This is a genomic window from Candidatus Micropelagos thuwalensis, from assembly GCF_000469155.1.
Taxonomy (GTDB): Bacteria; Pseudomonadota; Alphaproteobacteria; order RS24; family RS24; genus Micropelagius; species Micropelagius thuwalensis.
The window spans coordinates 57129-81326 of sequence record NZ_AWXE01000003.1 but is presented as its reverse complement, the minus strand read 5'-3'; the positions used below and the strand labels follow the sequence as shown (position 1 = coordinate 81326).

The window sequence follows — 24198 nt, the reverse complement described above, 5'->3', positions numbered from 1 at the left end:
ATGCAAATACGTCTTTGAAACTTATAAACTCTTAATTAAAAGTTTCCTAGTGATACAGCTATCTTGACCTTTTACGCAAGAGGGCTATTTTCGCAACAGTCATTTTGGCTCAAGGTGTAGCATGCGACATTTATTTTTATTTCTGGTTAATTTTTTCAAATCTTTACTCGGTATGAATAAAGAGATGGATTTATACCTGCCGGTTTATACGGCAATTATGAAGCAAGCCAGAAAGCCCGCCCTCTATGGGCCTAAAGGTGCTAATGATGATTTTGACGGCAGGTTCGAAATTCTTGTCATGCATATCTATCTTGTGTTGCGCCGTCTGAAAGCCGACGGTCAGGGACGGCATGGTGCAGGTCAGGTTATTTTTGATCTATTTTTTAGGGATATGGATCAGGCGATGCGGGAAATGGGCGTCGGGGATTTGAGTGTCAGCAAGAAAATTAAGAAAATGGCTGAGGCGTTTTATGGGCGCGTTGCTGCCTATGACGAGGTGATGGATGACGGGAGAGATAAACTGACATCTGTTATTCATAGGAACCTGTTTGCTGAGGCTGAAGGTGATGACAATCTGGTCAGAGCCGGGGCGTTGGCAACATATATGACCGACATGGATATATCCTTAAGTCAGCTACCCTTGAACCAGCTCTTGTCACGTGACATTTTTTTGTTTGATAATGAACCACGCTAAGACACGTTTTTAAGTCAGAGGGTGCTGTTATGAATAATGAGTTCAGTCGCGTTATTGATATTGTCAAAATTAAGCCATCCGGCACAAAACTCCAGACAATCGGGTCAGACGATGAGTGCCACGCATTAAAAAACAGACTTGGGGTAGAGGGATTCATGAATTTGCGCATGGATGTTGATATTACCCCTTGGCGTAAGCAAGGGTTACGCGTTGAGGGGGTTGTTGAGGCAGATATTGAACAAATTTGCGGGGTAAGCCTTGAGACGATTGTTCAGCATATTGAGGAGCCCTTGGCGTTTTTTCTGCTACCCGAACATCTAGCCAAGGGAATGGCAGATGACGAAGATGAGGATTTACCCGAAATACTGCAAAATGGGCGAGCAGATATTGGTGAAATCGCTATTCAGAACTTATCTCTCGGCATTAGCCCCTATCCGAGAAAGAATGGTGTATCGTTGAGTTATCTTGAGTCTGAAGAAGTTGACGAAGACCAGAAACAAGACAATCCCTTTGCCGTTTTGGAAAGACTAAGCACCCCTAAGGCAGATTGATTAGGCGTTGCTATAACCCCAAATTAGGTTAGATTACCGCGATTATATTAATTTTGACGGGTAATTCATGTCTCAGACAAGAATATCAATTGATGTGATGGGCGGTGACCGGGATGTGGAAACAGTTCTTACAGGTGTCACACTTGCTTTAGAGCATAGACCGGAAACTGAGTTTCTGCTGTTTGGTGACGCAAAGCTGATAGAGCCGCTTCTTGATAAATTCCCAACCCTAAAAGCTGCAAGTAAAGTGCATCATTGTGATGTGTCTATTGATATGGATATGAAGCCCAGCCAGGCTTTAAGGCAGGGGCGCAAAACAAGTAGCATGTGGCAGGCGATTGATGCGGTGAATACCGGCATTGCGGATGGTGTGGTCTCAGCCGGAAACACCGGTGCATTGATGGCGATGTCAAAAGTGATTTTGAAAACTCTGAATGGTATTGAACGACCAGCCATTGCAGCTATATGGCCTACGATGAAAGGAGAGACGATTGTTCTGGATATGGGTGCGACTATTGGAGGCTCGGCAGAACAATATTTTCAGTTTGCGGTTATGGGAGACGCCTATGCCCGTATTATTTTCGGTCTGGAGAGTCCGAGAATTAGTCTTCTCAATATTGGCGTTGAAGAAATGAAGGGTACGGATAGTGTGAAGCAGGCATCAGATTTGCTGACATCCTCATCCCTTAATTTTTGCGGCTATGTTGAAGGTAACGGTATCTCTCAAGGTGATGTTGATGTCGTTGTTACCGATGGTTTCACCGGTAATGTGGCACTTAAAACCGCCGAGGGTATCGCACAGCTCATCAGTGGCTATTTAAAGCAGGTAATGGTTAGTTCAATTTTTGCTCGTATCGGATACATATTTGCGCGGGGGGCATTCGGGGCATTGAAGGAGAGGCTTGATCCGGACAATGTCAATGGCGGGACTTTTCTTGGCCTGAATGGTATCGTGGTTAAAAGCCATGGTGGTGCGTCACCTAAAGGTATTGCAGCGGCGGTAGAGCTAGCGATTGAAGTGGCCGCTAATAAAATGTCAGAAAAAATTGCTGACGAGATGGATAAAATGGAAGAAGAGCTGCTTGCAATTCAGGAATAGTCACAGCTATTCCGCAATATTTTTTATTGAAATGTCCACAGATACACAATTCCCTCCCCGAAATTATAAATAAAGTATTTATTTGCTATAAAAATCAGTTGTTTCCAGCCTATTCATTGTGCTTATATTCAAGGGTTATTTCGGAGGTTACATGTCAAACAAAACACTAACACGTGCTGATTTGAGTGAAGCCGTCTATAATGAAATCGGTCTTTCCCGCGTTGAGTCGTCTGACATTGTTGAAGCTGTGCTTGACGAAGTTTCCATGGCACTCGTTGCAGGTGAAGAGGTCAAGCTTTCTTCTTTTGGAACTTTTTCCGTTCGCCAGAAAAACGGTCGTATTGGCCGTAACCCTAAAACAGGTGAAGAAGTTCCAATTACCCCACGTAGGGTTCTCTCATTTCGTGCAAGTCATGTGATGAAGGGCCGTATAAACGAAGCCTTCAAGAAATTTACATCCAAGTGACAAAGTCACCAGAAGCTTTTAAATCCATCAGTGAAGTAGCAGAAATTCTGCAGGTCGATACTCATGTTCTCCGGTTTTGGGAGGGCAAGTTTAAGCAGGTTCAGCCCATTAAAAATGCGAGTGGGCGGCGGCTCTACAGACCAGAAGATATTGCCTTAATTGAGGGTATTAAGCACCTGCTTCATGATAAAGGCATGACTATTAAAGGCGTCCAAAAACTTCTAAAGGAAAAAGATGCCAGCATGCTTTTACGTTCTGATGCCTCCGGTTTGGATACGGTCATTGTTTCTGACGAAGAAAATACAGGCCCTGACCCTAAAACAAAAATAGCTCTTCAGAATATTCGCGAGACTCTCGAAAAAGCTAAATTACTTCTCAAGACGGATGAAACTTAGGCGTAATAAACTCTGTTGCGTCTTCTCTCAAAAGCTCCTAGATAATAGTCCATTGCTTTTAATTGGACGGAGTGTAGCGCAGCCCGGTAGCGCACTTGTCTGGGGGACAAGGGGTCGTGGGTTCAAATCCCGCCACTCCGACCAATTAGGCAACAACCTCCCAATTCCTAAAATTTTGAAACCGAATATTGCGGTGCATATATGCAACAGTTTAGATTTTATCATTATTTTCCGAATTATGTTCATTTATTAGTTCTTGTAAATTTGCCACTTTAATATCTACAAATTTTTTAATGGAGAGTTAACTGATGCTTAAAAAAGCGAATGTATTGTCAACAGACAATTTTTTTAAAAAAACTTTTATATTCGGTCTTGCAGCCGCTGTTTGGTGGGGCATGAACGTCTCTTCTGCCTCAGCTCAAGCTCTTGATGAAATTGTTGTCACAGCACAGAAACGTGAAGAAAGCCTGCAAGAAGTTGCGGCAGCGGTTTCTGCATATAGTAGTGACTTTTTAGAAGAACGCCAGATATCTTCCATTTCGGGTCTTGAAAAATATACCCCAAACCTCCGCATCACGAATGCACCTAATAACGGGACAGCTGCTCAGGTTGCCATCCGTGGTGGTGTCACAATCAATCCTGCGATTACTTGGGAAACAACCGTTGGTATGTATTTGAACGGTGTTTACATCGGTAAAACACAAGGCGGTATTTTTGATGTTGCTGATGTGGAAAGAATGGAAGTATTACGCGGCCCACAAGGTACGCTTTATGGACGTAACACACTTGCCGGCGCTATTAATGTTGTCACCAAAAAACCATCAGACGAGTCTGGTATATCCGCTGAAATCGGTATCGGTAATTATAATCGTAAGCATACCAAGCTGAATTTGGATATTGGACAAACAGGTAAATTGCGCACGAAAATTTCAGCCTATATGCTGGATCGTGACGGTGTTGTTGAGTCGACCGGGCCAGATGGTGATCTAGAGGACAAAGATCAAGTGTCTGCGCTGGCTGCATTCAGTTACGACATCACAGACAATGTTGTGATTGACTATACTTATGATTACAGCAACATCACGCAAAACCCGCCATATTCTCAGACTGTACGCGTGAGTGCCGGAAACATTTTTGATCCTACCTCACCTCTCTATGCAATTGGTGGCGCTTTCTTCCCCCTTGATCAGTATGTTTTTTCTGATAGGCAAGAGAATGTCCAACTAGATAATAATGTTCATGAGAAATCCAAAATTAAAGGTCACTCATTGACTATTGAGGCCGAGCTCGATAACGCAGTATTCAAATCTATCACAGGTATTCGTGATATGGAGTGGTCTGATGTTCTTGATCTTGATGGCTCACCTCTCTTCATTGCTCATACAGCGCGTTACACTGATTTTGAGTCAAAAAGTCAGGAATTCCAGCTTTTAGGCTCACGTGGCGATATTAATTATGTTTTGGGCGCTTACTACTACTCTGATGATGCCTATACAAATAACCCCCAACAATATTTTGGTGGCGGTAACTCATTTGACTCTCAATATGGTAGTGAAACTGAAGCCTATGCGGTTTACGCCCAGCTTGATTATCCAATTACAGATCAGCTGACTATCAAAGGTGGTCTGCGTTATACTGATGAGGAAAAAAATATTGTCCGAACAAGTATTGCACTTGCATCAAGCGATCCGGCAACAGCCGCGGCATGTTTAAATACCTTCCCATGTACATTTATTCCTGCCGGGACAACGGCATCAACAGAGTTTGACGATGTGTCACCAGAGCTAGCTTTTGAATATGCCTATAATGACGACATAAATCTCTATGCGCGTTTTGCCAAGGGCTTTAAGTCTGGCGGTTTCAACGGTGAGGCAGCTACATTTGCTGAGACGATAACGCCTTATGATGCGGAAGAGGTTAATTCTTTCGAGATTGGTGCGAAAATGCGCCTGATGGAGGATCGCCTTCAACTGAACACGGCCTTGTTCACCAATGAGCATGAAGATATGCAGTTGTCTATCTTTACCGCGCAAGGGGCTGCAGCCTCTAATGTGAGAAATGCTGGTCAGGCAACGATAAGTGGTCTTGAAATTGAGGCGCTGTTTATGGCGAATGAACGCCTGATGATGAGACTCAGCTATGGTTATCTTGATGCCGAATATGATGAGTTTCTTGAGCTTGGCGCAGATGTTGCCAATAATAGAGCCCTGCCGCATACACCGGAAAATACACTTGGTATCGGTTTTGATGCTGACTTGATGAACGGTGCAAACGGTTCGCTTAAACTGAATGTTGATTATTCATATGTTGATGACTACTTCACATATCCATATGCGCTTGTTGGAGTTGATGCGGGCGGTACTAACGCATATAACACACTGGTCGACTCATATGGGACAGTTGATGCACAACTTATCTGGTCTGATTTGCCATTCGGTAATGACAGTATGAAACTGACACTCTGGGGTAAAAATATCGGGGATGAAGAGTATATCAACAACTACATCGATTTTGGTCCAGGTTTTGGTGGTATTACCCTTGGCTATTTCGGAGAACCGGTTACTTATGGTCTGACAGCTTCAATGAGCTGGTAAGTACGGTGATTTGACTTGTTCATATGAACAATTCTGAAAGGTTTTATGAGCAACTACATATCAAAAGAGGCGGGTTGACCCGCCTCTTTTTTTATTCTTCTATTAGGTGAGTTTTTCGTATCTCGCCTCATAATTTTATACATGCTTAGAATTCCATATTTGAACTAGAAGGAAAAGAAATGCCGGCATTTGTGTCCAGATTGGATGTTCATAGCGACGCATATCAAAAAAACCGTTTAGAACAGTTGGAGAATATAGAGCTTCTTCATCAACTTCAGGCGCGAGCCAAGGCGGTTTCTGAAAAACGTCGCCCGAGATTTGAAGAGCGCGGACAATTAACGCCGCGTGATAGATTGGCAAGATTGCTAGATGTAGGCATGCCGTTTGTCGAATTTTTTAATCTAGCGAGTTATTGTGTTGATGATCCTAATCGCGAAACAAGTTTGCCCGGTGCCTCTATTTTGGCGGGTATCGGATATGTTAGTGGTGTGCGTAGCATGATTTGTGTAGATGACAGCGGCATTAATGCTGGTGCTGCCACCGAACGTGGTTTTGACAAGTTGACGGCTTGCATCCAAATTGCAATTGCAAATAAGCTGCCCTTTATTCATCTAGTTGAAAGTGCCGGTGCGAATTTGATGGCCTATAAAATCGAGGGATGGGCTTATGCGGGGCGTGTTTTTTATAGTCTGGCTAAAGCAAGTGCTGCCGGTGTACCGACATTCACTATTTTGCATGGGCCTTCTACTGCCGGCGGGGCGTATATGCCCGGCATGTCAGATTACAATGTCGGGGTTAAGAATAATGGCATGGCGGCCCTTGGCGGCGCAGCGCTTGTGCAAGCTGCAACTGGTGAGATTGCGGATGAGCGTGAATTAGGTGGTACGGAGATGCATGCCTCTGTGTCCGGTTTGATGGAACATCTGGCTGAAGATGATGCCGATGGTATTCATAAAATGCGTGAACTTGTTGGGCGTCTGGGTTGGAATAGTCATTGCCCTCCGAAACCAGAGAGTGACTTTCAAGATCCCTTGTATGATGCGGAAGAAATTCTAGGCCTCGTTCCAACTGATTATAAAGTTCCATATGACTCAAGAGAACTGATTGCACGTCTGGTAGACGGGTCAGATTTTATCGAATTCAGCAATCGTTTTGGCACAAATCTGGTTTGTGTACATGCGAGCATTTTTGGTCACGATGTGGCTCTCGTTGCAAATAATGGTCCTATGGGCCCTGATGAAGCTGCTAAAGGCGCGCATTTTTTCCAGACTGTCGATCAGGCGAATATTCCGCTTATTTTTCTGAATAATATCACCGGCTATATGGTCGGTACGGAATATGAGCAAGCGGGTATGATTAAGCATGGTGCGAAAATGATTCAAGCTGTGTCCAACATCCGAGTGCCGAAGCTCAGTTTTTATGTTGGAGCTAGTTATGGTGCGGGGAATTACGGCATGTCAGGTTTTGGCTATGAACCGGATTTTCTTTTCACATGGCCGTCTGCGTCATCCGGTGTTATGGGCGGTGAACAGGCTGCTGCAACAATGGAAGCGGTTGCTTATGCCGGTGCAAAAAGGCGCGGTACAGAGCCAGACCTTGATGCGCTTGCCAAACAAAGCGCTGCAATTATTTCGCATTTTGACAGCCAGTGTGATGCTTTTTACAGCTCCGGTCGGATGCTGGATCAAGGTATGATTGATCCGCGTGATACGCGCAAAATATGCGGTTTCCTCTTGCAAACATTATGGGAACGAGAACACAGGAAAACACAGCCAAATGCTTTCGGCATTTCACGCATGTAACTCTCCGACAAAGAGACGACTGTAAATTGGACGAATAGGACAGAGGATGACAAATTTACCGGATACAACATATCTTGTGACTGAACTGGATAAAGGCTGGCTGACGGTCTGGTTGAACCGTCCAGATGTGAAAAATGCCATGTCTCGCGCGCTTACGGATGAGCTTCAGGCCGTGCTCGCTCTCATTCGCGATGATAGAACTGTACGCGGCATGACTCTGCGTGGAAAAGATGGTGTTTTTTGTGCAGGTGGGGATTTAAAAGAGTTTAAAGAAAATTTCCAGAAAGCTGATAAATCGCCGGATGAGGTTGCTGAATATAGCTTGCATATGGGGGAAATGTTTGATGCCTTATCAACGCTGCCTATGCCAGTTATTGCTCTGGTTGAAGGCCATGCGATGGCGGGCGGTTTTGGCCTTGTCTGCGCATGTGATGTGGTCATCGTGACCGAGGATGCAAAATTCGCAATGACAGAAGCAGCTATCGGGATTCCTCCGGCGCAGATTATTCCCCATGTTGTCAACCGTCTGGGTCTGCCAGCTGCGCGGCGCATGGTGATGACTGCAGCACGTATAGGGTCTCAAGAAGCGTTATCAATCGGATTGGCTGATTTCGTAACAAAAGATGCAAGGGAAGCGGAGGCCAAGGAAGCAGAAATTAGAAAAGCCGTCATGCGCTGTGCGCCAAATGCAAATGCGGTGAGTAAAGAAATTATCTTTGCCAGTCAGACGATTTTGGGTAAAGAGATTATCGATTTTGCTGCGAAAGGTTTTGCCGAGGCGATTATTGGTGAGGAGGGGCGCGAAGGTATTGCTTCTTTCCTTGAGAAGCGAAAACCTCGCTGGGCAGAAGAGAATTAAAAAGTTATGTCGTCAATTAGAAAAATCCTTATTGCTAACCGCGGAGAAATTGCCGTCAGGGTCATGCAGACAGCACGGCGTCTTGGTATTTCAACAGTTGCTGTCTATTCGGATGCTGATGTGGAGGCACCGCATGTAGCGCTTGCTGATGAAGCCATTCTTATCGGCCCAGGGCCTGTGGGGGAGAGTTATCTCGTCATTGACAATATTCTAGATGCTGCGCGCCAGACCAATGCTGATGCCATTCATCCCGGATACGGGTTTTTATCTGAAAATGCTGATTTTGCAGATGCAGTACAAAAGGCGGGGCTGATTTTTATTGGCCCAGATGCTGAGGTGATTTCATTGATGGGTAATAAAGCTGCTGCAAAGCGCAGAATGATTGAAGCCGGTGTGCCATGCGTGCCGGGTTATGAAGATGCTGATCAATCGGACGAACGCCTTATACAAGCAGCCAAGGAGATTAAGTTTCCTATTATGGTCAAGGCCACTGCCGGTGGTGGTGGGCGAGGTATGCGGTTGGTTCAAGATATGGATGAGTTCAAAAGCGCGCTTGTCACGGCTAGATCCGAGGCCGCGAATGCCTTTGGTTCAGATGAGCTTATTTTGGAAAAGGCGATAATCTATCCACGCCATGTTGAAATTCAGGTCTTTGCAGATCGTTATGGTCATGTTGTCCATTTGGGCGAGCGTGACTGTTCTGTTCAACGCCGTCATCAAAAGGTTATTGAGGAGTCCCCTTGTCCCGTTATGACACCAGAATTGCGCGCCGATATGGGAGCAGCTGCTGTCGAAGCGGCGCGAAATATTAATTATGTTGGCGCGGGAACAGTTGAATTTCTTCTAGACCAGAGTGGGGCATATTATTTTCTGGAAATGAATACGCGTTTGCAGGTCGAGCATCCTGTGACGGAAATGGTAACAGGTCTGGATTTGGTAGAATTGCAAATCAAGGTTGCGCAAGGCGATACATTAGATTTGCAACAGGAAGATGTTTCTCTGGATGGTCATGCTATCGAGGTGCGGCTTTATGCTGAAGATCCGAATAATGATTTTATGCCTGCGACGGGTAAAATAGCGGCATGGCGCCCTGCGGTTATGGAGAATGTTCGTTTTGACGACGGTGTCGTTGAGGGGCAAAACATTTCACCTTTTTATGACCCGATGGTTGCCAAAGTTATTGCCTATGGAGATGACCGCGAGACCGCCCGTAAAAGGCTTGTTGAGGCCTTACGCCAAACGGCACTTTTAGGGCCAGCAACAAACAGAGATTTTCTTGTCACCTGTCTTGAAAAAGAAACCTTTATTAAGGGTGAGGCGACGACAGCATTTATTGGTGAGATTTTTGGGGAAACCGGTTACACAGCTGAGCCTCTTAGCTCTGAGATGGTTGCGTTACAGGGCGTGCTTCATTTTATTCATGATAGAGAGCAAGCTCTCAGTCGTGCCATATCTGTGCCAGATGCGCTAAAAAACTTTTCGACCTCAGGCAGTTTGCAAACACCCTATAGCTTGCTTATCGGCGATGAGGTTTTTGACCTCACCGTTTCAAGCGCGAAAGTTGGTTCTTATCGTGTTGATATTGCTGTTGAAGAAGGTGCAGATAAAGTGCTTATTGAGACGCATGATGTTGAGCAGGTGAGTCCGGATGAATCAATATCCTTTAATGTGAATAATCAAATTATTAAGAGTCTGGCCGTTATTGACTCAAACGTGCTTTATCATGCGCTGCAATCAGCAGATACGGCTATATTTTTGTCGAGTATCAACCAATTGGTTGTAACAGATGACGGTGGAGACGGGTCTGCCGGTGGGTTAGTTACCGCACCCCTCCATGGTCGCGTGATTGATGTGTTTGTTAAAGTCGGTGATAAAGTCGCAGATGGTCAGAAGTTGGCAATTGTCGAAGCTATGAAAATGCAGCATGAAATATTTTCTGAGGTAGAGGGCAATGTTGTTGATGTCAGGATTGTTTCTGACCAGCAAGTCAGTGTTAATGATTTAATGATTGAGATTGTCGAAGAAAATGTTGGTGATGAGGAAAACGCCTGATGCAACACTTATCATATGATTTGCGTGACGAGTCCGAAGCCCTTTACCAGATTATGACTGATTTACCAGATGCTGAATTTACCACTCCGACAGGTTTTAAAAATTGGACTTTCAACGATATTCTTGAGCATCTGCATATCTGGAACGTGGCGGCCTATGAAAGCTACGCCGATGAGGCAGCCTTTGATGCTTTTGTTGACAAGGTTAAGGCAGATATCATGGCAGGTAATCTCAAAAAATTTGAGCAGACATATATTAACGGGCTTGCTGGGCAGGCGCTTTTGAATACCTGGCACGATTATTATATCACAATGGCCGACGCATTTTCAGAAGTTGACCTAAAACACCGTGTTAAATGGGTTGGCCCGGATATGAGTGTGCGTTCAAGTATTACAGCTCGATTAATGGAAACATGGGCACATGGTCTGGCTATTTATGATGCGCTTGGCGTTGTCCGTCAGGATTCTGACCGGATTAAAAACATAGTGGTTCTTGGCGTTAACACATTTAACTGGAGTTTCCAGGTCAAAGGTCAGACACCTCCGGGGCCAATACCTTACATTGAATTGACAGCACCATCCGGTGAGATCTGGAAATTTGGTGAACCAAGCGATGTCTCTGCCGTGACGGGAACTGCCAGTGAATTTTGTCAGGTCGTGACGCAAACCCGCAATATTTCAGACACCAATCTAAACCTAACGGGTGAGGTTGCTGAGGCTTGGATGACCCATGCACAATGTTTTGCAGGCCCGCCTGAAACCCCGCCGACAGAAAATACACGTTTTACGAAAACGACAACTTAATCAGCTATTCGCATCGGACTAGTAGGAGTTTACAATGGATTTAAAAGATAAAATTGCAATCATCACAGGCGGGGCATCCGGTCTGGGCGAGGCGACACTTAGAAGATTTGTCGCTAATGGAGCGAAATGCGCGATTTTTGATATGAATGAAGAGCGCGGGGCGGCACTTGTTGAGGAACTCGGTGATAATGTGATTTACCAGCAGGTAAATGTCACTGATGAAGCCTCTGTTGGTCAAGCAATTCAGAGTCTTGAGGTTGCTTTCGGACCGGCGCATATCTGTTGTAATTATGCTGGTATTGCCTGGGCTGCGAAGACATATCATCCTAAGAACGGGCCGCATCCTCTTGAAGATTTTAAACGTGTTGTAGATGTAAATCTTATCGGCACGTTTAATGTGGCACGTCTTGCCGCTGAGTCGATGATGAAAAATGATCCGATTACTGACGATGGTCAGCGTGGTGTGATAATTAATACGGCATCGGTTGCAGGATATGAAGGCCAAATCGGTCAAGTTGCTTACAGTGCGACTAAGGGTGGAGTTATCGGTATGACAATCGTTATTGCACGGGATTTGGCTGAGCTAGGTATTCGATGCAACACGATTGTGCCAGGCCTTATTCATACACCGATGTTTGATACACTGCCGGAAAATATTTTCCAAGCTCTAGAAAATTCAGTGCTGAATCCTCAACGTCTCGGTAAACCCGATGAGATTGCTAAAACAGCGCAGTATCTAGTGGAAAATGATTATGTAAATGGTGAATGCATCCGCATGGATGGTGGTATAAGAATGACGCCGCGTTAGGCCTTAGGGCATCGGTTTTACTCGTATCGTTTTTCAGGTTGCTTTTGCAATCTTTCTTTGGCTGGAAGCCAACTGCGATTAGTACGATGATGACCATTTCTAACACGAATCATTTCTGCAATCTTTTTTCTCGTCTCTGGCCCTGAGACAAGGATGAGTTGCTGCAAAACTGCATTAAGATGACGGCTTAAGTTTCGTTCCTGTATCAACAAGTCCTTTGATATCATCTGGAGATCTATTTCTTTAATCTCACCCCGTTTAATATAGGCGATGTAATTTTCTCTTTCCTTGTAATAGCTTTCAAATAGCGATTTGCTTTGTTCTCTGTTTTGTTTAAAAACCTCGCGGACAGCCGGCCTGTCATCTATATTGATACGTTTAAGAAACCTTTTTTCAATTCTTTCGACGCTTTTTGTTTTGTCAGTAACTTTATGGGGATGACCTTGCGTATAGAAACTAATACCCGCACCAAGAACAAAGAAATTTGCTGCGAGAGAAATTAAACATACAATAACAAAAATATTGCGTTTCCGTTTGCTGATTTGGATAGGCGTTTCGTTCATGACGTACTCCGATTTAATCCCACGAACTTAAAAGATTGATTTCAAGAAAGGCGATACTTTGTTCACTCTCGGTGGCGACGACAATCGTGTCCAAGGGTAGATAGGGTAAGCTGAGCATGCCTGCTGCCAAACAGCCACACAATAAAAAGCAGGCAGTCAAAGATTGAATGGATGATCCCATTAAGGCGCGCTGATTGTCCGTGTTTTTTTGTTGGGGAAGACGGGTAGAGGAAGAAACGATTTTATATTGTAGGTGCGTTAAAGCCTCTGGATTGAGTGTCTTGCTTTCAACATCAGTTAAAATCTCATCAAGCTCTTTTTCATACGAGAGTAAGTTTTGTGCTTCGGTATTGTCACGGCTGAAGGTTTGTGCCCAGCTTCGACTATCTTCAGGCCACTTTGCAACATCACTCCCATAGGCCGATATAAGCGCTTTAAATCTATGCATATCCAAGGATATGGTATTTGTCTTATCTTTAGTCATTTCTTTTCATGTCTCCCCAATTACTGAAAAGTATTCTCTTAGTATAATTCCTCATAGTTTCCATCTAGTACGGTGTGTAGTTTTTTTCTGGCGCGGCGCAGAAGTGACTCCAATGCTGCCAGGTTTAAACCCAGCGAGTCAGCGGCTTCTTGTTGCCTCATTTCGGAAAAATAGACGAGTTGGATTGCGTCTCGCTGTTCATTTGTTAAGTTGCCTAGTGCTTTTTCTAGCTGTGCTTTCCTGTCTTTGATTTCCAAGGTCTGAAGTGCGTTATCTGCAGTATCTGGTATCTCGGGAACATCATTAATATCGGTCATAGGCTTCCGGCGTCGTAACATATCTATCGCACGGTTGACGCAAACACGGTACAGCCATGTACTGATTTTGGCCTCGGCTTCCCATTTAGGTGCATTTTGCCAGAGGCGGGTAAAAACATCCTGAGTCACCTCTTCAGCATCACTTGGGTGCTTTAATCTCTGCAATGCTATCGCGTAAACCATCTTCAAATGTCTCGAGGTCAGCAGGTTGAAGGCCTTCAGGTCGCCTTTTGCAATCGCAGACATTAAGTCTTCGTCGCTAGGTTTAGACAAGACCAACCTCCTTAGTGCTAGTGGTGACCTTTCTTCTCATACATATGTCTGGTGGGTCTATCTTTTTTATCGAGATAACCATTATTGTCGCGATCCATTTTTTCAAATTTTGTGGCGTGAAATGTTTTTAGCTCTTTATGCTGTATCACACCGTCATTATTTCGATCTATTTTAGCAAAATGTTGGTTGATTTTGGCGGTAAATTCATGTCGTGTGATTTTACCGTCATTATTGGTGTCCATATTTCTAAGGCCCATTGGGGTAGCATAAGCTGAATTACCGAAGCTTATAAACATGACAGCCAGAACAATTAGGGTAATCAAACGCTTTGTAAAAATTTCAAACTTAAAAGACATTTTTTTCTCCTTTAGTTAATCCATTTTATTAAACGCAACGTAGATATAATATCCGTCCCTCTGGACGGTTTGTGTGTTAAACCCTCACACACATATCCCTGAACTTTACCCTGCTGACTCATCAGCAGGGTTTTTTTTGTTTCGGATAATTGGAGATACTTGAAGCAGAATGGCCTGCATGCTTCGCCGCGCATTTTGGGGTTCATAGTTTATTATGGCCCGAACGGCGGCTTCATGAGCAGAAAGAGATAAGTATTTGTATCTCTCCGTATGATCAAAAAGCAATTTTAGGCTGGTTTTTGCTAAAATACGGTGGCTATTGAAAAAACGATTATGGCAATTCGCTAAAATACAGTCGATAAAAGCGGCTTCTGCTTCATGGCTAAGAACTGGGGTGTTAGCATATTTAAGTGCTTGAAATAACTCGGATATTCTCTGACGATCGGGGGCAAGTGCGCGGGAAGCAGTGAGTGCGGCTGCCCCTGGTTCAATAGCAAGACGAATATCAATCATTTCCGCCAAAAGGGGTTCCAGACGCCCGGTTGTGGCGGTATTTGTAAGCCAGTTTAAAATATCTTCGTCCAGCATGGCCCATTTATCTGTATCATTAACAAATGTGCCTGCTTTCGGGACAGCTTTGACCAGTCCCTTTGCGCCCAAAATGCGTAATGCTTCGCGTAAAATTGTGCGCGAGATGCAGAGTGTCTCGCACATGACCTGATCACTAGGTAAAACTTGTCCAACAGAGAGTTTTCCTCTCATAATTTGCTTACCGATGGTCTCAGCAGCAATATCAGTACGCCTTTTTGCGGTATTTTTATCCATAAGTAATAATAAATATTACTTTATAAATTTATGCAAGAATATTTAAGCTATTTCTTATCGCGTATCATAAATGAAAGGAATTCTCTGTACCTTTCAACCCGACTTCGCTCTTCAGAAAAAATATCATTATAGGTTTTGTGGTTTTCTGCTGTGTCATTTTGGAATTTGGACACCAATAGCTCTAGTTCACTTCTTGTCGTGGCGATTTCCTGATAAATGCGGTCAATTTCCTGATTAATGGTAGCTTTTCGTGAGGTGATTTTTTTCTCTAATGCGCCCAACGAAGAATGCATTTCTTCAACTAGCCCATCCACGGATAGAGCCATTTTTCCAATCAGGTTTTCTGTGGCTTCCAGAGTATCTCCATGTTCAGATTTGAGCTCAGCCAGTGTATCGCGCATACGTAATGACAAAAAGGCCATGTCATTATCTAGAAATTTGTCAAAAGGTTCGTCAGTAGCCATTTCAGGGTTATCTGCTGCAGAGAGAGGGTCTGTCATGCTTTCTGCATCATTCTCATCAGTCGCGTTTTGAGAGTCTAAGGCCGCCAGATTGTCTAGATTAGGTGGTGCATCAAATGCAGCACCAGATATAAAGGGAACATCTGTTTCTGTAAGGGGGGTATCACTTTGAGTGTCATCGGACTCATAAGTGGGGGCATTACCAGCTAAATCCGCAGCGATTTCGGCGGCCAGAGCGGCTTCCAGACCCTCATCCAGATTATCAGAAGTTACTTCCTCCGAAAGAACATGTGTATTTGTGTCTTGGTTTTCTGTATCCTCAGAAACTGAAATATCCTCTGGGGACGCATCACTTCCATCGTCAAGTTTATTATTTTCAAGAATATCGTTAATGGCATCAGCGATTTCTGCCATCTTCCGGAACTCTTCTTCTTCTGATTGACTCATTTAAAAACCGTTACTGACACCGAATTCTACAAAATATCTGATGAATCGATATTAAAACTATATTAACACTATACAATAGATGAGATTCGTCAAAAATAAGCTTAAAGCGTTATTTATTTTCAGTGTGGCATTTTATGAAAAAATTAAAAGGCTGGAACACAAATTAAAGGGAAGAGACTTGAATGTCTGCGACTGAAACTGAAGATATGGCTGATACTACTTTACAAAATGAGGGTGTACCTCAATCAGCCAATGATCTGGATAATAAATCAGACATTTCGACTTCCTCTCAATCAGCACAGGCCGCTGCTCCCAGCGGAGCAAGAGCTTTGGCAAATCTTTTAATGATGGAACATGACTTCCGCCGCACGCGCTACGCAAGGGAAATTGCAAATATATTGGCCTCTAGATTGGACGGCTTTGCCCATTGTGATGGGGTGATTGTTTGGGTGAAGAAAAATAAAACGAACGACATTATAATGTCACGGTTTGATGGAAGTCAGCTCAAAACAATAAAAGATAAAAATTTAGAAAAATGGGCAAAAAAACTTGCTAAGTGGATGGATAGGACAAATGCGCCTGCAGGGGAACTTAATACGGAGACAATACCTGCAAAGATTTTTGACCTTTGGCCAGATATATTTCCACTTGAAGGGTTGCATGTCCCCTTAACTAGCCCCGATAAAGGTCGCGCGGGTGGCGTGCTTTTGATGCGAAGCCAGCCCTGGGGCGAAGCTATAAAAATTATGCTTCAGCAATTGGGCGAAGCGGCGGGTTATAGCCTGAAAGCCATTGAACTCGGTGTTTATGATAAAACAGCGTCAAATTTACCCTTGTTGCTGAGTCTACTGGGGATTGCGACACTTCTTTCAGGCACAGCGTTAACAGTTATGGATATTGTTCCAACACCTGATGTTCTGCAGCCGATCATTCAATTACTCAGAAATTTGACGGGTCTCGGCACTTAATTGAGAAGATTGTAAAGTTTCAATGAGATGAGCCACAGCTTTTGGCGTTGTTGCACCTGCACAAACTGTTAAATTCTGGGGGATAAAAATATGCCGTTCAGCGCTAAACATTTTTTGTAAAGCTGGATGACTCAGTATCTCAGAGCCGCGATCCTGAGCTTTGAGAGTTTGTTCATCGTTTTCAGATATGCTCAAAACATAATCCGGTTGTAGACGTATCAGATTTTCCAAAGACATTGGGCCAATAGTTCTTCCGGAATCACGCCCTAAATTCTGTGCGCCGGCGAGCTGGATTATGTCGTCCAATATGTGAGTTTCACCCACGACAATGCCACGTCTTTGATAATTTATAATGCTGGGCATATATGTGAGTTTTGTATGTCGAGCATCTTCCAACTCCTTGTCGAGTTGTGCGAGATAAGCCTTAGCAGTTTCAAGTCGATGAATTGCCTTACCCAGTTGGAGAATTTCTGTGCGGGCGGTTTGATAGCTATTTGCGGCATCAAGTTTAACAATTTTTATACCGAGCCTATCCATCAATGCCTTGTTGGGCGGTGGCGAATAATTATTAATGATAATGATATCCGGATGTTGCTCAATGATATTTGACATGCGATCGCCAGAAACAGGGAAGTTTGAAGCCTCTTCAACAAAAGCTGATAGTGTTGGGTCTGAGGATTGTTGTGTAAGACCTAAAATTTGCTCGGGCTTGGCAAAGGCCATTAAATAGGCATCAGCGCAAAGGTTGAGGCTAACTACACGCGGTAGGTGTGTTTTATTGTTTCTCAAATTTTCTGACTGATCAGCCATGCCAGTGGTGTGAAAAAAAATAATTATCACAGCCAGTAGAGTAATAAGAGTTTCACGTTTTCGGTTTACCATGATTTTTTGTTGGCATTTTCAGAAACGATTGTCCAGCATGAAGTCACGAAAGCGCATTTAAACTTGAAGTGAAAAATAGAGACGATTAGGGTCACGACATGCAACGCAAAGAGTCTTTTAACATGATTATTCTTATCGGCGTATTATTGCTGGTGGGATTTGCGTCTTTAATGTTTGGGGGCGAGTACATTCCTCTTGGGGACATGATGCGTTGGCTTATCTATCGAGATGGTGCTGTTAGTGCTGATGAAACCCTGAATGCTTTGATATTATCAGAGATACGCGCTCCGCGCCTTGTATTAGCTGTGCTCATAGGGTTTGCGTTGGGGGTGAGCGGCGCGGCAGTACAGGGACTTTTACAAAATGGTCTTGCCGAACCGTCCATATTAGGTGCCGCTAACAGCGCTGCATTAGGTGCAGTACTGGCTATTTATATTGGTTTGACGGGAACGCTCTCTTTTGCGGTGCCGCTTATGGCTAGCGCCGGAGCGTTGATATCTGTCGTCCTGCTTTTCATTCTTGCGGGTAAGCGGGGTGATACTTTGCGTCTAATTTTGGCAGGATTTGCAATTAGTGCCTTTGCTGGGTCAGGCATTTCTCTCACTCTTAACTTATCGGACAATTATTTTGCTGCACTTGAAATCACCTATTGGCTGCTTGGATCTTTGGAAAATTGCTCATGGAGTCATGTAGGTCTGGTACTGCCTTTAATCCTTATTGGGTGCGGTATGATGCTTTCAGTCGGAAAACAACTTGATGCGCTTATTTTAGGTGATGATACTGCTTTCAGCCTTGGTGCGAATATTATGCGGATCAGAGTGCAACTTGCATTTGGCATGGCACTAGCAATTGGGGGTGCGGTGGCTGTTGCCGGTGTTGTTGGATTTGTTGGGCTGGTTGCGCCGCATATTATACGCCCGTTTTTTGGTTACATGCCGTCCCGTGCGCTTTTGCCATCTGCCATTTTGGGGTCAATTCTGCTGGTTGCCGCCGATTTACTTATCCGTCTCTTACCAACAATGACGGAATTAAAACTTGGCGTCGTAACGGCATTGTTAGGTGTGCCATTTTTCATCTATTTGCTTTTAAGAGGGCATGGACTCGCCAGATCAGCCTAATGAACCACTCTAAATGCTTGGACAATTTCCATAAACTTGACTGAAATTTTCAATCAGGTTACTAGAAAGGTGCATATTTGGTGCCCCGTGAAGGGGGTAAAAGGGAATACAGTAAGGTCGTTTACCAACTCTGTAGCTGCTCCCGCAACTGTAGGCGAGAAGTGTTTGTCATATGCCACCCGCAAGGGGAAGGCGGCAAAACATGCTGATCCGCAAGCCAGGAAACCTGCCATATATGGTCGTTACTTTCTACAGGCGGGATGCACTGTGGAGGACGGTATTTCCGTTACAGACGACGAATAATAACACCGGAATTTTCCGGCTAATGCTGTATGGAGATTAATATGATACACTCACGTTGTTATTTGTTTTTAATTTGTTTTTTACCCTGCTTTTTTGTTTTGCTTTTATCACCCGGTGCGTATGCGGAGTCGGTTGATGAAGTTGTCGTTTCCGCAACTGGTATACCGACCAAAATCGATCAAATCGGATCATCAATCTCAGTGTTGGATGAGGAAGACTTCCTGAACTATCAGGAACGTCATTTACAAAATGTCTTACAACGTGTCAGCGGGGTGAGCACTTATTCATCTGGTGGTCCAGGTACAAGTTCGAATGTCTTTCTGCGTGGTCTGACAGGAAAATATACGGTCGTACAACTTGACGGAATTCAACTGAACAGCCCAGTCAGTCAACAGGCTGAATGGGCGCATATCACGACATTGGGTCTTGAGCGCATTGAAGTATTACGCGGATCACATGGTGTGCTGTACGGCAGTGAGTCCGTTGGTGGTGTCGTGAGCATGTTTACGGCTTATGGTGGCCCAACGAGGCAGAGCTTGTCTTTGGAAGCCGGCAGCTATGACAGTTATAGTGCGTCCGGTTTTGCGGCAGGAAGTCTTTCCAGTTTAGATTATGGCGTTGCACTCAATTTTTCAGAAAGTGATGGCTTTTCCTCGGCTGATGAAGATGATGGCAATACGGAAGATGACGGCTACGAATATATGTCAGCTGTTGGGCGGTTCGGGTTAGCACTCTCTGACAATCTCGACTTAAATTTATCAGTCCGTTATGTCGATAGTGATGTGAACCATGATAATTATGTCCCTGTCGACTCTAACGATACAACTGCTTTTGAGAGCCTAAACGCCAAACTTGGCCTTGCCTATCAGGTTGATAATCTGCGTCATGAAATAAACTTATTAACATCTAAAGATGAAAACAAATCCATTTCAGCCTTCTCGACACTTTCAACCGAGGGGACACGTGAAATGTTTACCTATCTAGGGCAATTTACGCTGAGTGAAGCAAATCAATTTCTCTTCGGTTTAGAAATGGAAACCGAGGAATATAATGACGGTTCGGAAACTTATGAAGCTGATAATCAGTCGGCTCATATTTTGTGGCAGACCAGGCCAATGTCGGATTTATTTTTGACTTTTGCTGCCCGTATTGATGATCAGGAAGAGTTTGGTCGGCACGAAACAGGTCGTGTGACTATTTTGAAAAATCTGACACCGGAATTAAAGTTACGTGCAAATTACGGAACAGGTTTCCGCTCCCCGAGTTTATATGAGCAGTTTGGTAAAAGTATTTTTTGTCAGGACGGTCTTTGCGGGAATGTTAATCTTGAACCCGAAGAAAGCGTGAGTGAGGATATCGGCATTATCTATGATAATGGGGACGGCGTATTTTTATCGGCGAGTATTTTCAAAATTACGCTTGATAACCTCATTGGTTATTCAAATGGTAAATATATTCAACAACCTGGCGAAAGCACTTATGAGGGGGTTGAACTGACCGCCGATTGGGCGCTGGGAGATCGGGTCAATATTGATGCGAATTACACCTATCAGGACCCTAGACTGTCAAATGGTAGCCGTGAGATTAGACGACCACGTCACACACTTAATATGAATATCAAAGCCAATTTGAACGACAAACTCACCAGTAACCTGTCTGTATTGTCGGTGCGTGACGTTATTGATACCAATTTCAACGCATTTCCGTCTTCTCAGGTGGATTTAGAGGATTACAATCTCTTGAATTTTGGCGTTCATTATCAAATTAATGACTATTCAAAAATTCAGGGTAAGATTACCAATCTTTTGGACGAGGATTACCAGACTGCTTTCGGCTTTGGTACATCAGACAGGTCGTTTAAGGTTGGGATTCGTTTTGACTTCTAAATGCTGATAGTAAGGAGGCATTTTTGAGAATTGTTTCCCTTCTCCCAAGCGCAACGGAATTGGTTTGTGCTTTGGGGTTTCAGCAAAACCTTGTGGGCCGGTCACATGAATGTGACTGGCCCCTCGGCCTGAATAATCTGCCGATTCTAACCCAGCCAAAAATGAACCCCATGGCGCGTGCCGCTACGATAGATGCTGATGTCAGGCGTCTCGTGGAACAGGGTGTTTCTGTTTATATGCTGGATGCTGATAAGCTTGCTGATTTGGCGCCGGATGTGATTGTCACTCAGTCTCAATGTGAGCTTTGTGCCGTCAGTCTTGATGAGGTTGAGACAGCTTTAAAAGATTGGATGGGATCGCATCGCGTGCCGCCAAAGCTGGTATCACTTGAGCCAATGACGCTTGATGATGTGATGACGGATATTCGAAACCTATCCGTAGCTCTGAAATGTGAAGCACGCGGGGAAGCGCTTGTTAAGAAGATGAGTTTAGGGTTCAAGAACCTCGCTGAAGCGGTCTCTGGTGAGGAAAGAAAATCTGTTTTCTTCATGGAATGGACTGCGCCGCTTATGGGAGCAGGTAACTGGATGCCGGAAATTATTTCATATGGTGGTGGAGATGTTGTGTTGGGTGAAAGCGGGCATCATTCGCCAGCAGTGGTGTGGGATGATATTCATGCTGCTGATCCGGATGTGATTATTGTTGGCCCGTGCGGTTTTGATGTAGAGCGGGCGCGCGAGGAACTCAGATCTTTGACAGATAACTCTTCGTGGCAGTCTTTAAGGGCTGTACAGGATGGCGAAGTTTATATTGCTAATGGCAACCATTTTTATAATCGACCAGGCCCACGCTTGCTGGAGTCGGCCATCATTATTGCTGAGATTTTAAACCCTAATTGTGTGCCAAAAATTGATAATCCTGAAAGATGGCAGAAATGGTAGCGCGTGAAACTCTAAAGACTGTAGATGTTGTTGAGTTGTGTCATCGCTATACAAACAATGGCGATTTAACACATAAAACTCTTGATGGCGTATCCCTTAGCTTAGAAGCTGGAGAGCTTGTCAGTTTAATTGGCCCGAATGGGGCGGGTAAAACAACTTTACTTAAATGTCTTGCAGGTTTGTTGACACCTGATGCGGGGCAAATTTTATATGATGGGCGTGAGGATGTTTTGTCCGATTCCTATAAGCGCGCCAAAATGATTGCCTATCTACCCCAATTTCAAGCTTTGCATTGGCCTGTTTTGGCGCGAGAACTTGTCGCCCTCGGACGCTTACCGCATGGAGAGAGTTTCCAAGCGCGTCAAAATGATGAGATAAAAATTTATGAGGCCATGCAACGTTGCGGAGCAGATGCCTATGCGGATAAATCCGTTCTGTCATTATCTGGAGGAGAGCAGGCTATGATTTTGATGGCGCGTCTGCTCGCCACTGATGCAGATGTTTTGTTGGTGGATGAGCCGTTTACTTCGCTTGACCCAGAGCGCCAATTACACCTTTCAGCGCTTTTGCAAGAAGAAGTGCATAGAGGCAAGCTTGTCGTGACCATTGTCCATGACCTTACCCTTGCTGCGCGTTTAAGTGACCGGCTTGTATTGATGAATAAAGGCAGAGTTGAAGCAATGGGTAACCCTGAAAATGTTTTGTCTGAGAAAAACTTATCATCTGTATTTAATGTAAATGCAGAATTTGGCAGGACCGATAAAGGGCCTTATATTATACCATCAATAAAAGTCACTGGAGATGAAAAAAATGTTGCAGGTTGAAGCTGTCACCAAGACGTTTGATGACCTCGTTGCATTAGACAAGGTTGATTTGTCTTTAAAACAAGGGCGCTCGCTTGCACTTATCGGGCCAGCGGCGGCGGGTAAGTCTGTACTTTTAAAATGTCTTGTTGGTCTTTATGCCCCTTCAGAGGGTGTCATTAGAATTGATGGTCAAGAGGTTGGGACAGCAGCACAAAGACCAAAAGCACTTAGTCATCGTATTGGCATGTTGTTTCAACAAAATGCCCTTTTTGACAGTTTGACAGTTTGGGAAAATATTGCTTTCAGACTAATGGCAGACGGGTTGGGACGACGTGCGGCACGCGCACAGGCCGAAGCTTTATTGCCCAAAGTCGGCCTTCCAGAGGAAAATGCCATTTTAACTCCTGCTGACTTATCAGGGGGTATGCAAAAAAGAGTCGGGCTAGCACGTGCGATTGCCACGGATCCGGATATTTTATTGCTTGATAACCCAACTGCTGGTCTTGATCCGATTTTGGCGGCGAAAATAGATCGTATGATCAAAGGGCTTGTCGATAAAAAAGGTGCGACTGTGATTTCTGTTACCGGAAACATGGTTAATATTCATGAGGCTTATGATGAAATTGCCGTCTTGCACGAAGGATGTTTGCGCTGGCATGGCAATTCTGAACAAGCGCGGGAAGATCAAAACCCTTGGCTAAGACAGCTACTTGAGGGGCGAAGGGATGGCCCTATTGAAACAATACAGTCGGATATAAGCATCTGCGAGACAGTTTGAGGTAAATGATGGTGTTTAATTTGATAAGAAAAAAGACTGAGTTACCAAGCCCGGATGAGGCATTGCCGGGTCGTGATATGCCATTAAATGTGTCGGGTAAGCATTTTATTCTCGATACGCCTTTGGTATCCCCTTGGCCAGAGGGCTTAGAATTTGCCATGTTCGGTATGGGATGTTTTTGGGGAGCCGAGCGCAAATTCTGGGAAGGGGCGAAGGTGTTCTCTACTCAAGTGGGTTATGCTGCTGGCCTAACGCCTAATCCGATTTATGAAGAGGTGTGCTCAGGCCTGACGGGTCATAATGAAGTAGTCAGAGTTGTATTTGCCTCTGACACAGTTAGTTATGAGAAGTTGTTACAAATCTTCTGGGAAAATCATGATCCGACTCAGGGCATGGCACAGGGAAATGATTTTGGCACGCAATATCGCTCAGGCATTTACACATTCTCCGAGGCACAAAAAAAATTGGCGCTTGAGTCTAAAGCACAGTTTGGGAAAAAACTTCAACAGGCAGGCTATGGTCCCATCACAACGGAAATAATTGATGCGCCGAATTTTTATTATGCGGAAGATTACCATCAGCAATATCTAGGTAAAAACCCTAATGGTTATTGCGGGCTGGGCGGAACGGGAGTGACATGTCCCATAGGTGTCGAAAGTTAGTTTAA

The 24198-nt window shown here is 44.3% G+C and carries 25 protein-coding genes, 1 tRNA gene and 1 riboswitch; of the genes, 19 read left to right on the top strand and 7 right to left on the bottom strand.

The annotated features are described in order from the left end of the window. Positions 1-121 precede the first annotated feature (121 nt). From RS24_RS04120 to RS24_RS04065, 12 genes are all read left to right on the top strand, one after another. The gene (locus RS24_RS04120; RefSeq protein ID WP_021776932.1) at positions 122-694 is read left to right on the top strand and encodes a ubiquinol-cytochrome C chaperone family protein; all 573 of its coding nucleotides are present in this window, start codon (positions 122-124) and stop codon (positions 692-694) included. 29 nt (positions 695-723) lie between these two features. Continuing rightward, entirely contained in the window at positions 724-1245 is a 522-nt protein-coding gene (locus tag RS24_RS09725; protein ID WP_021776931.1) for a DUF177 domain-containing protein, read from the top strand. Positions 1246-1312: 67 nt separating this feature from the next. After that, positions 1313-2344, top strand: a complete 1032-nt coding sequence (gene plsX, locus RS24_RS04110; protein ID WP_021776930.1) for a phosphate acyltransferase PlsX — start codon at positions 1313-1315, stop codon at positions 2342-2344. 151 nt (positions 2345-2495) lie between these two features. After that, positions 2496-2810 (top strand): integration host factor subunit alpha, encoded by a 315-nt coding sequence (locus RS24_RS04105; protein WP_021776929.1) that lies wholly within the window; start codon positions 2496-2498, stop codon positions 2808-2810. Further along, positions 2807-3205, top strand: a complete 399-nt coding sequence (locus tag RS24_RS10150; protein WP_021776928.1) for a MerR family transcriptional regulator — start codon at positions 2807-2809, stop codon at positions 3203-3205. Before RS24_RS04105 ends, RS24_RS10150 begins: the two co-directional genes overlap by 4 nt. A 67-nt stretch (positions 3206-3272) precedes the next feature. Further along, positions 3273-3349 (top strand) — tRNA-Pro (locus RS24_RS04095). A 164-nt stretch (positions 3350-3513) separates the two neighbouring features. Further along, a complete protein-coding gene (locus RS24_RS04090) occupies positions 3514-5799 on the top strand; it encodes a TonB-dependent receptor (RefSeq protein WP_021776927.1) in 2286 nt (761 codons plus the stop codon). A 179-nt stretch (positions 5800-5978) separates the two neighbouring features. Continuing rightward, entirely contained in the window at positions 5979-7601 is a 1623-nt protein-coding gene (locus RS24_RS04085; protein WP_021776926.1) for an acyl-CoA carboxylase subunit beta, read from the top strand. Positions 7602-7647: 46 nt separating this feature from the next. Further along, positions 7648-8460 (top strand): enoyl-CoA hydratase/isomerase family protein, encoded by an 813-nt coding sequence (locus RS24_RS04080; RefSeq protein WP_021776925.1) that lies wholly within the window; start codon positions 7648-7650, stop codon positions 8458-8460. Between the two features lie 6 nt (positions 8461-8466). Further along, positions 8467-10512: an acetyl/propionyl/methylcrotonyl-CoA carboxylase subunit alpha gene (locus tag RS24_RS04075; RefSeq protein WP_021776924.1), complete on the top strand. Its 2046-nt coding sequence runs from the start codon at positions 8467-8469 to the stop codon at positions 10510-10512. Then, positions 10512-11315 (top strand): TIGR03084 family metal-binding protein, encoded by an 804-nt coding sequence (locus tag RS24_RS04070; RefSeq protein ID WP_021776923.1) that lies wholly within the window; start codon positions 10512-10514, stop codon positions 11313-11315. The genes RS24_RS04075 and RS24_RS04070 overlap by 1 nt, the downstream gene beginning before the upstream one ends. A gap of 34 nt (positions 11316-11349) precedes the next feature. Beyond that, positions 11350-12123: an SDR family NAD(P)-dependent oxidoreductase gene (locus RS24_RS04065; protein WP_021776922.1), complete on the top strand. Its 774-nt coding sequence runs from the start codon at positions 11350-11352 to the stop codon at positions 12121-12123. Between the two features lie 17 nt (positions 12124-12140). Here the strand turns inward: RS24_RS04065 and RS24_RS04060 are convergent, their stop codons facing one another. From RS24_RS04060 to RS24_RS04035, 6 genes are all read right to left on the bottom strand, one after another. Then, positions 12141-12686, bottom strand: coding sequence for a hypothetical protein (locus RS24_RS04060; RefSeq protein ID WP_021776921.1), 546 nt, complete (start codon positions 12684-12686; stop codon positions 12141-12143). A 13-nt stretch (positions 12687-12699) separates the two neighbouring features. After that, the gene (locus RS24_RS04055; RefSeq protein WP_021776920.1) at positions 12700-13170 is read right to left on the bottom strand and encodes a hypothetical protein; all 471 of its coding nucleotides are present in this window, start codon (positions 13168-13170) and stop codon (positions 12700-12702) included. Positions 13171-13208: 38 nt separating this feature from the next. Next, entirely contained in the window at positions 13209-13760 is a 552-nt protein-coding gene (locus RS24_RS04050; protein ID WP_021776919.1) for a sigma-70 family RNA polymerase sigma factor, read from the bottom strand. A 17-nt stretch (positions 13761-13777) separates the two neighbouring features. Then, a complete protein-coding gene (locus tag RS24_RS09720) occupies positions 13778-14116 on the bottom strand; it encodes an EF-hand domain-containing protein (RefSeq protein WP_021776918.1) in 339 nt (112 codons plus the stop codon). A 105-nt stretch (positions 14117-14221) separates the two neighbouring features. Further along, positions 14222-14941: a FadR/GntR family transcriptional regulator gene (locus RS24_RS04040; RefSeq protein WP_021776917.1), complete on the bottom strand. Its 720-nt coding sequence runs from the start codon at positions 14939-14941 to the stop codon at positions 14222-14224. A gap of 47 nt (positions 14942-14988) precedes the next feature. Next, positions 14989-15849, bottom strand: coding sequence for a hypothetical protein (locus tag RS24_RS04035; RefSeq protein ID WP_131443730.1), 861 nt, complete (start codon positions 15847-15849; stop codon positions 14989-14991). A 182-nt stretch (positions 15850-16031) separates the two neighbouring features. Here RS24_RS04035 and RS24_RS04030 point away from each other — a divergent pair, with 182 nt between their 5' ends. Next, entirely contained in the window at positions 16032-16817 is a 786-nt protein-coding gene (locus RS24_RS04030; protein ID WP_021776915.1) for a hypothetical protein, read from the top strand. Here the strand turns inward: RS24_RS04030 and RS24_RS04025 are convergent. Next, positions 16785-17699 (bottom strand): ABC transporter substrate-binding protein, encoded by a 915-nt coding sequence (locus tag RS24_RS04025; protein ID WP_021776914.1) that lies wholly within the window; start codon positions 17697-17699, stop codon positions 16785-16787. The two genes, RS24_RS04030 and RS24_RS04025, sit on opposite strands and share 33 nt — an antisense overlap. A 98-nt stretch (positions 17700-17797) precedes the next feature. On the opposite strand from RS24_RS04025, the gene RS24_RS04020 reads away from it, so the two are divergent. The 6 genes from RS24_RS04020 to msrA all read left to right on the top strand — a co-directional run bounded on the left by RS24_RS04020 (position 17798) and on the right by msrA (position 24193). Then, complete coding sequence (locus tag RS24_RS04020) at positions 17798-18817, top strand: FecCD family ABC transporter permease (RefSeq protein ID WP_021776913.1); 1020 nt, start codon at positions 17798-17800, stop codon at positions 18815-18817. A 61-nt stretch (positions 18818-18878) separates the two neighbouring features. Next, positions 18879-19065, top strand: a riboswitch (cobalamin riboswitch). Positions 19066-19161: 96 nt separating this feature from the next. Beyond that, positions 19162-21006, top strand: a complete 1845-nt coding sequence (locus RS24_RS04010) for a TonB-dependent receptor domain-containing protein (RefSeq protein WP_021776912.1) — start codon at positions 19162-19164, stop codon at positions 21004-21006. A gap of 23 nt (positions 21007-21029) precedes the next feature. Then, positions 21030-21947, top strand: a complete 918-nt coding sequence (locus RS24_RS04005; protein ID WP_021776911.1) for a cobalamin-binding protein — start codon at positions 21030-21032, stop codon at positions 21945-21947. Beyond that, entirely contained in the window at positions 21932-22771 is an 840-nt protein-coding gene (locus RS24_RS04000; protein ID WP_021776910.1) for an ABC transporter ATP-binding protein, read from the top strand. Before RS24_RS04005 ends, RS24_RS04000 begins: the two co-directional genes overlap by 16 nt. After that, positions 22758-23531 carry an ABC transporter ATP-binding protein gene (locus tag RS24_RS03995; protein ID WP_021776909.1) on the top strand — a complete coding sequence of 258 codons (774 nt, stop codon included), beginning with the start codon at positions 22758-22760 and terminating at the stop codon, positions 23529-23531. Before RS24_RS04000 ends, RS24_RS03995 begins: the two co-directional genes overlap by 14 nt. A 5-nt stretch (positions 23532-23536) precedes the next feature. Beyond that, positions 23537-24193, top strand: coding sequence for a peptide-methionine (S)-S-oxide reductase MsrA (gene msrA, locus RS24_RS03990; protein ID WP_108912107.1), 657 nt, complete (start codon positions 23537-23539; stop codon positions 24191-24193). The last annotated feature ends 5 nt before the right edge of the window (positions 24194-24198 follow it).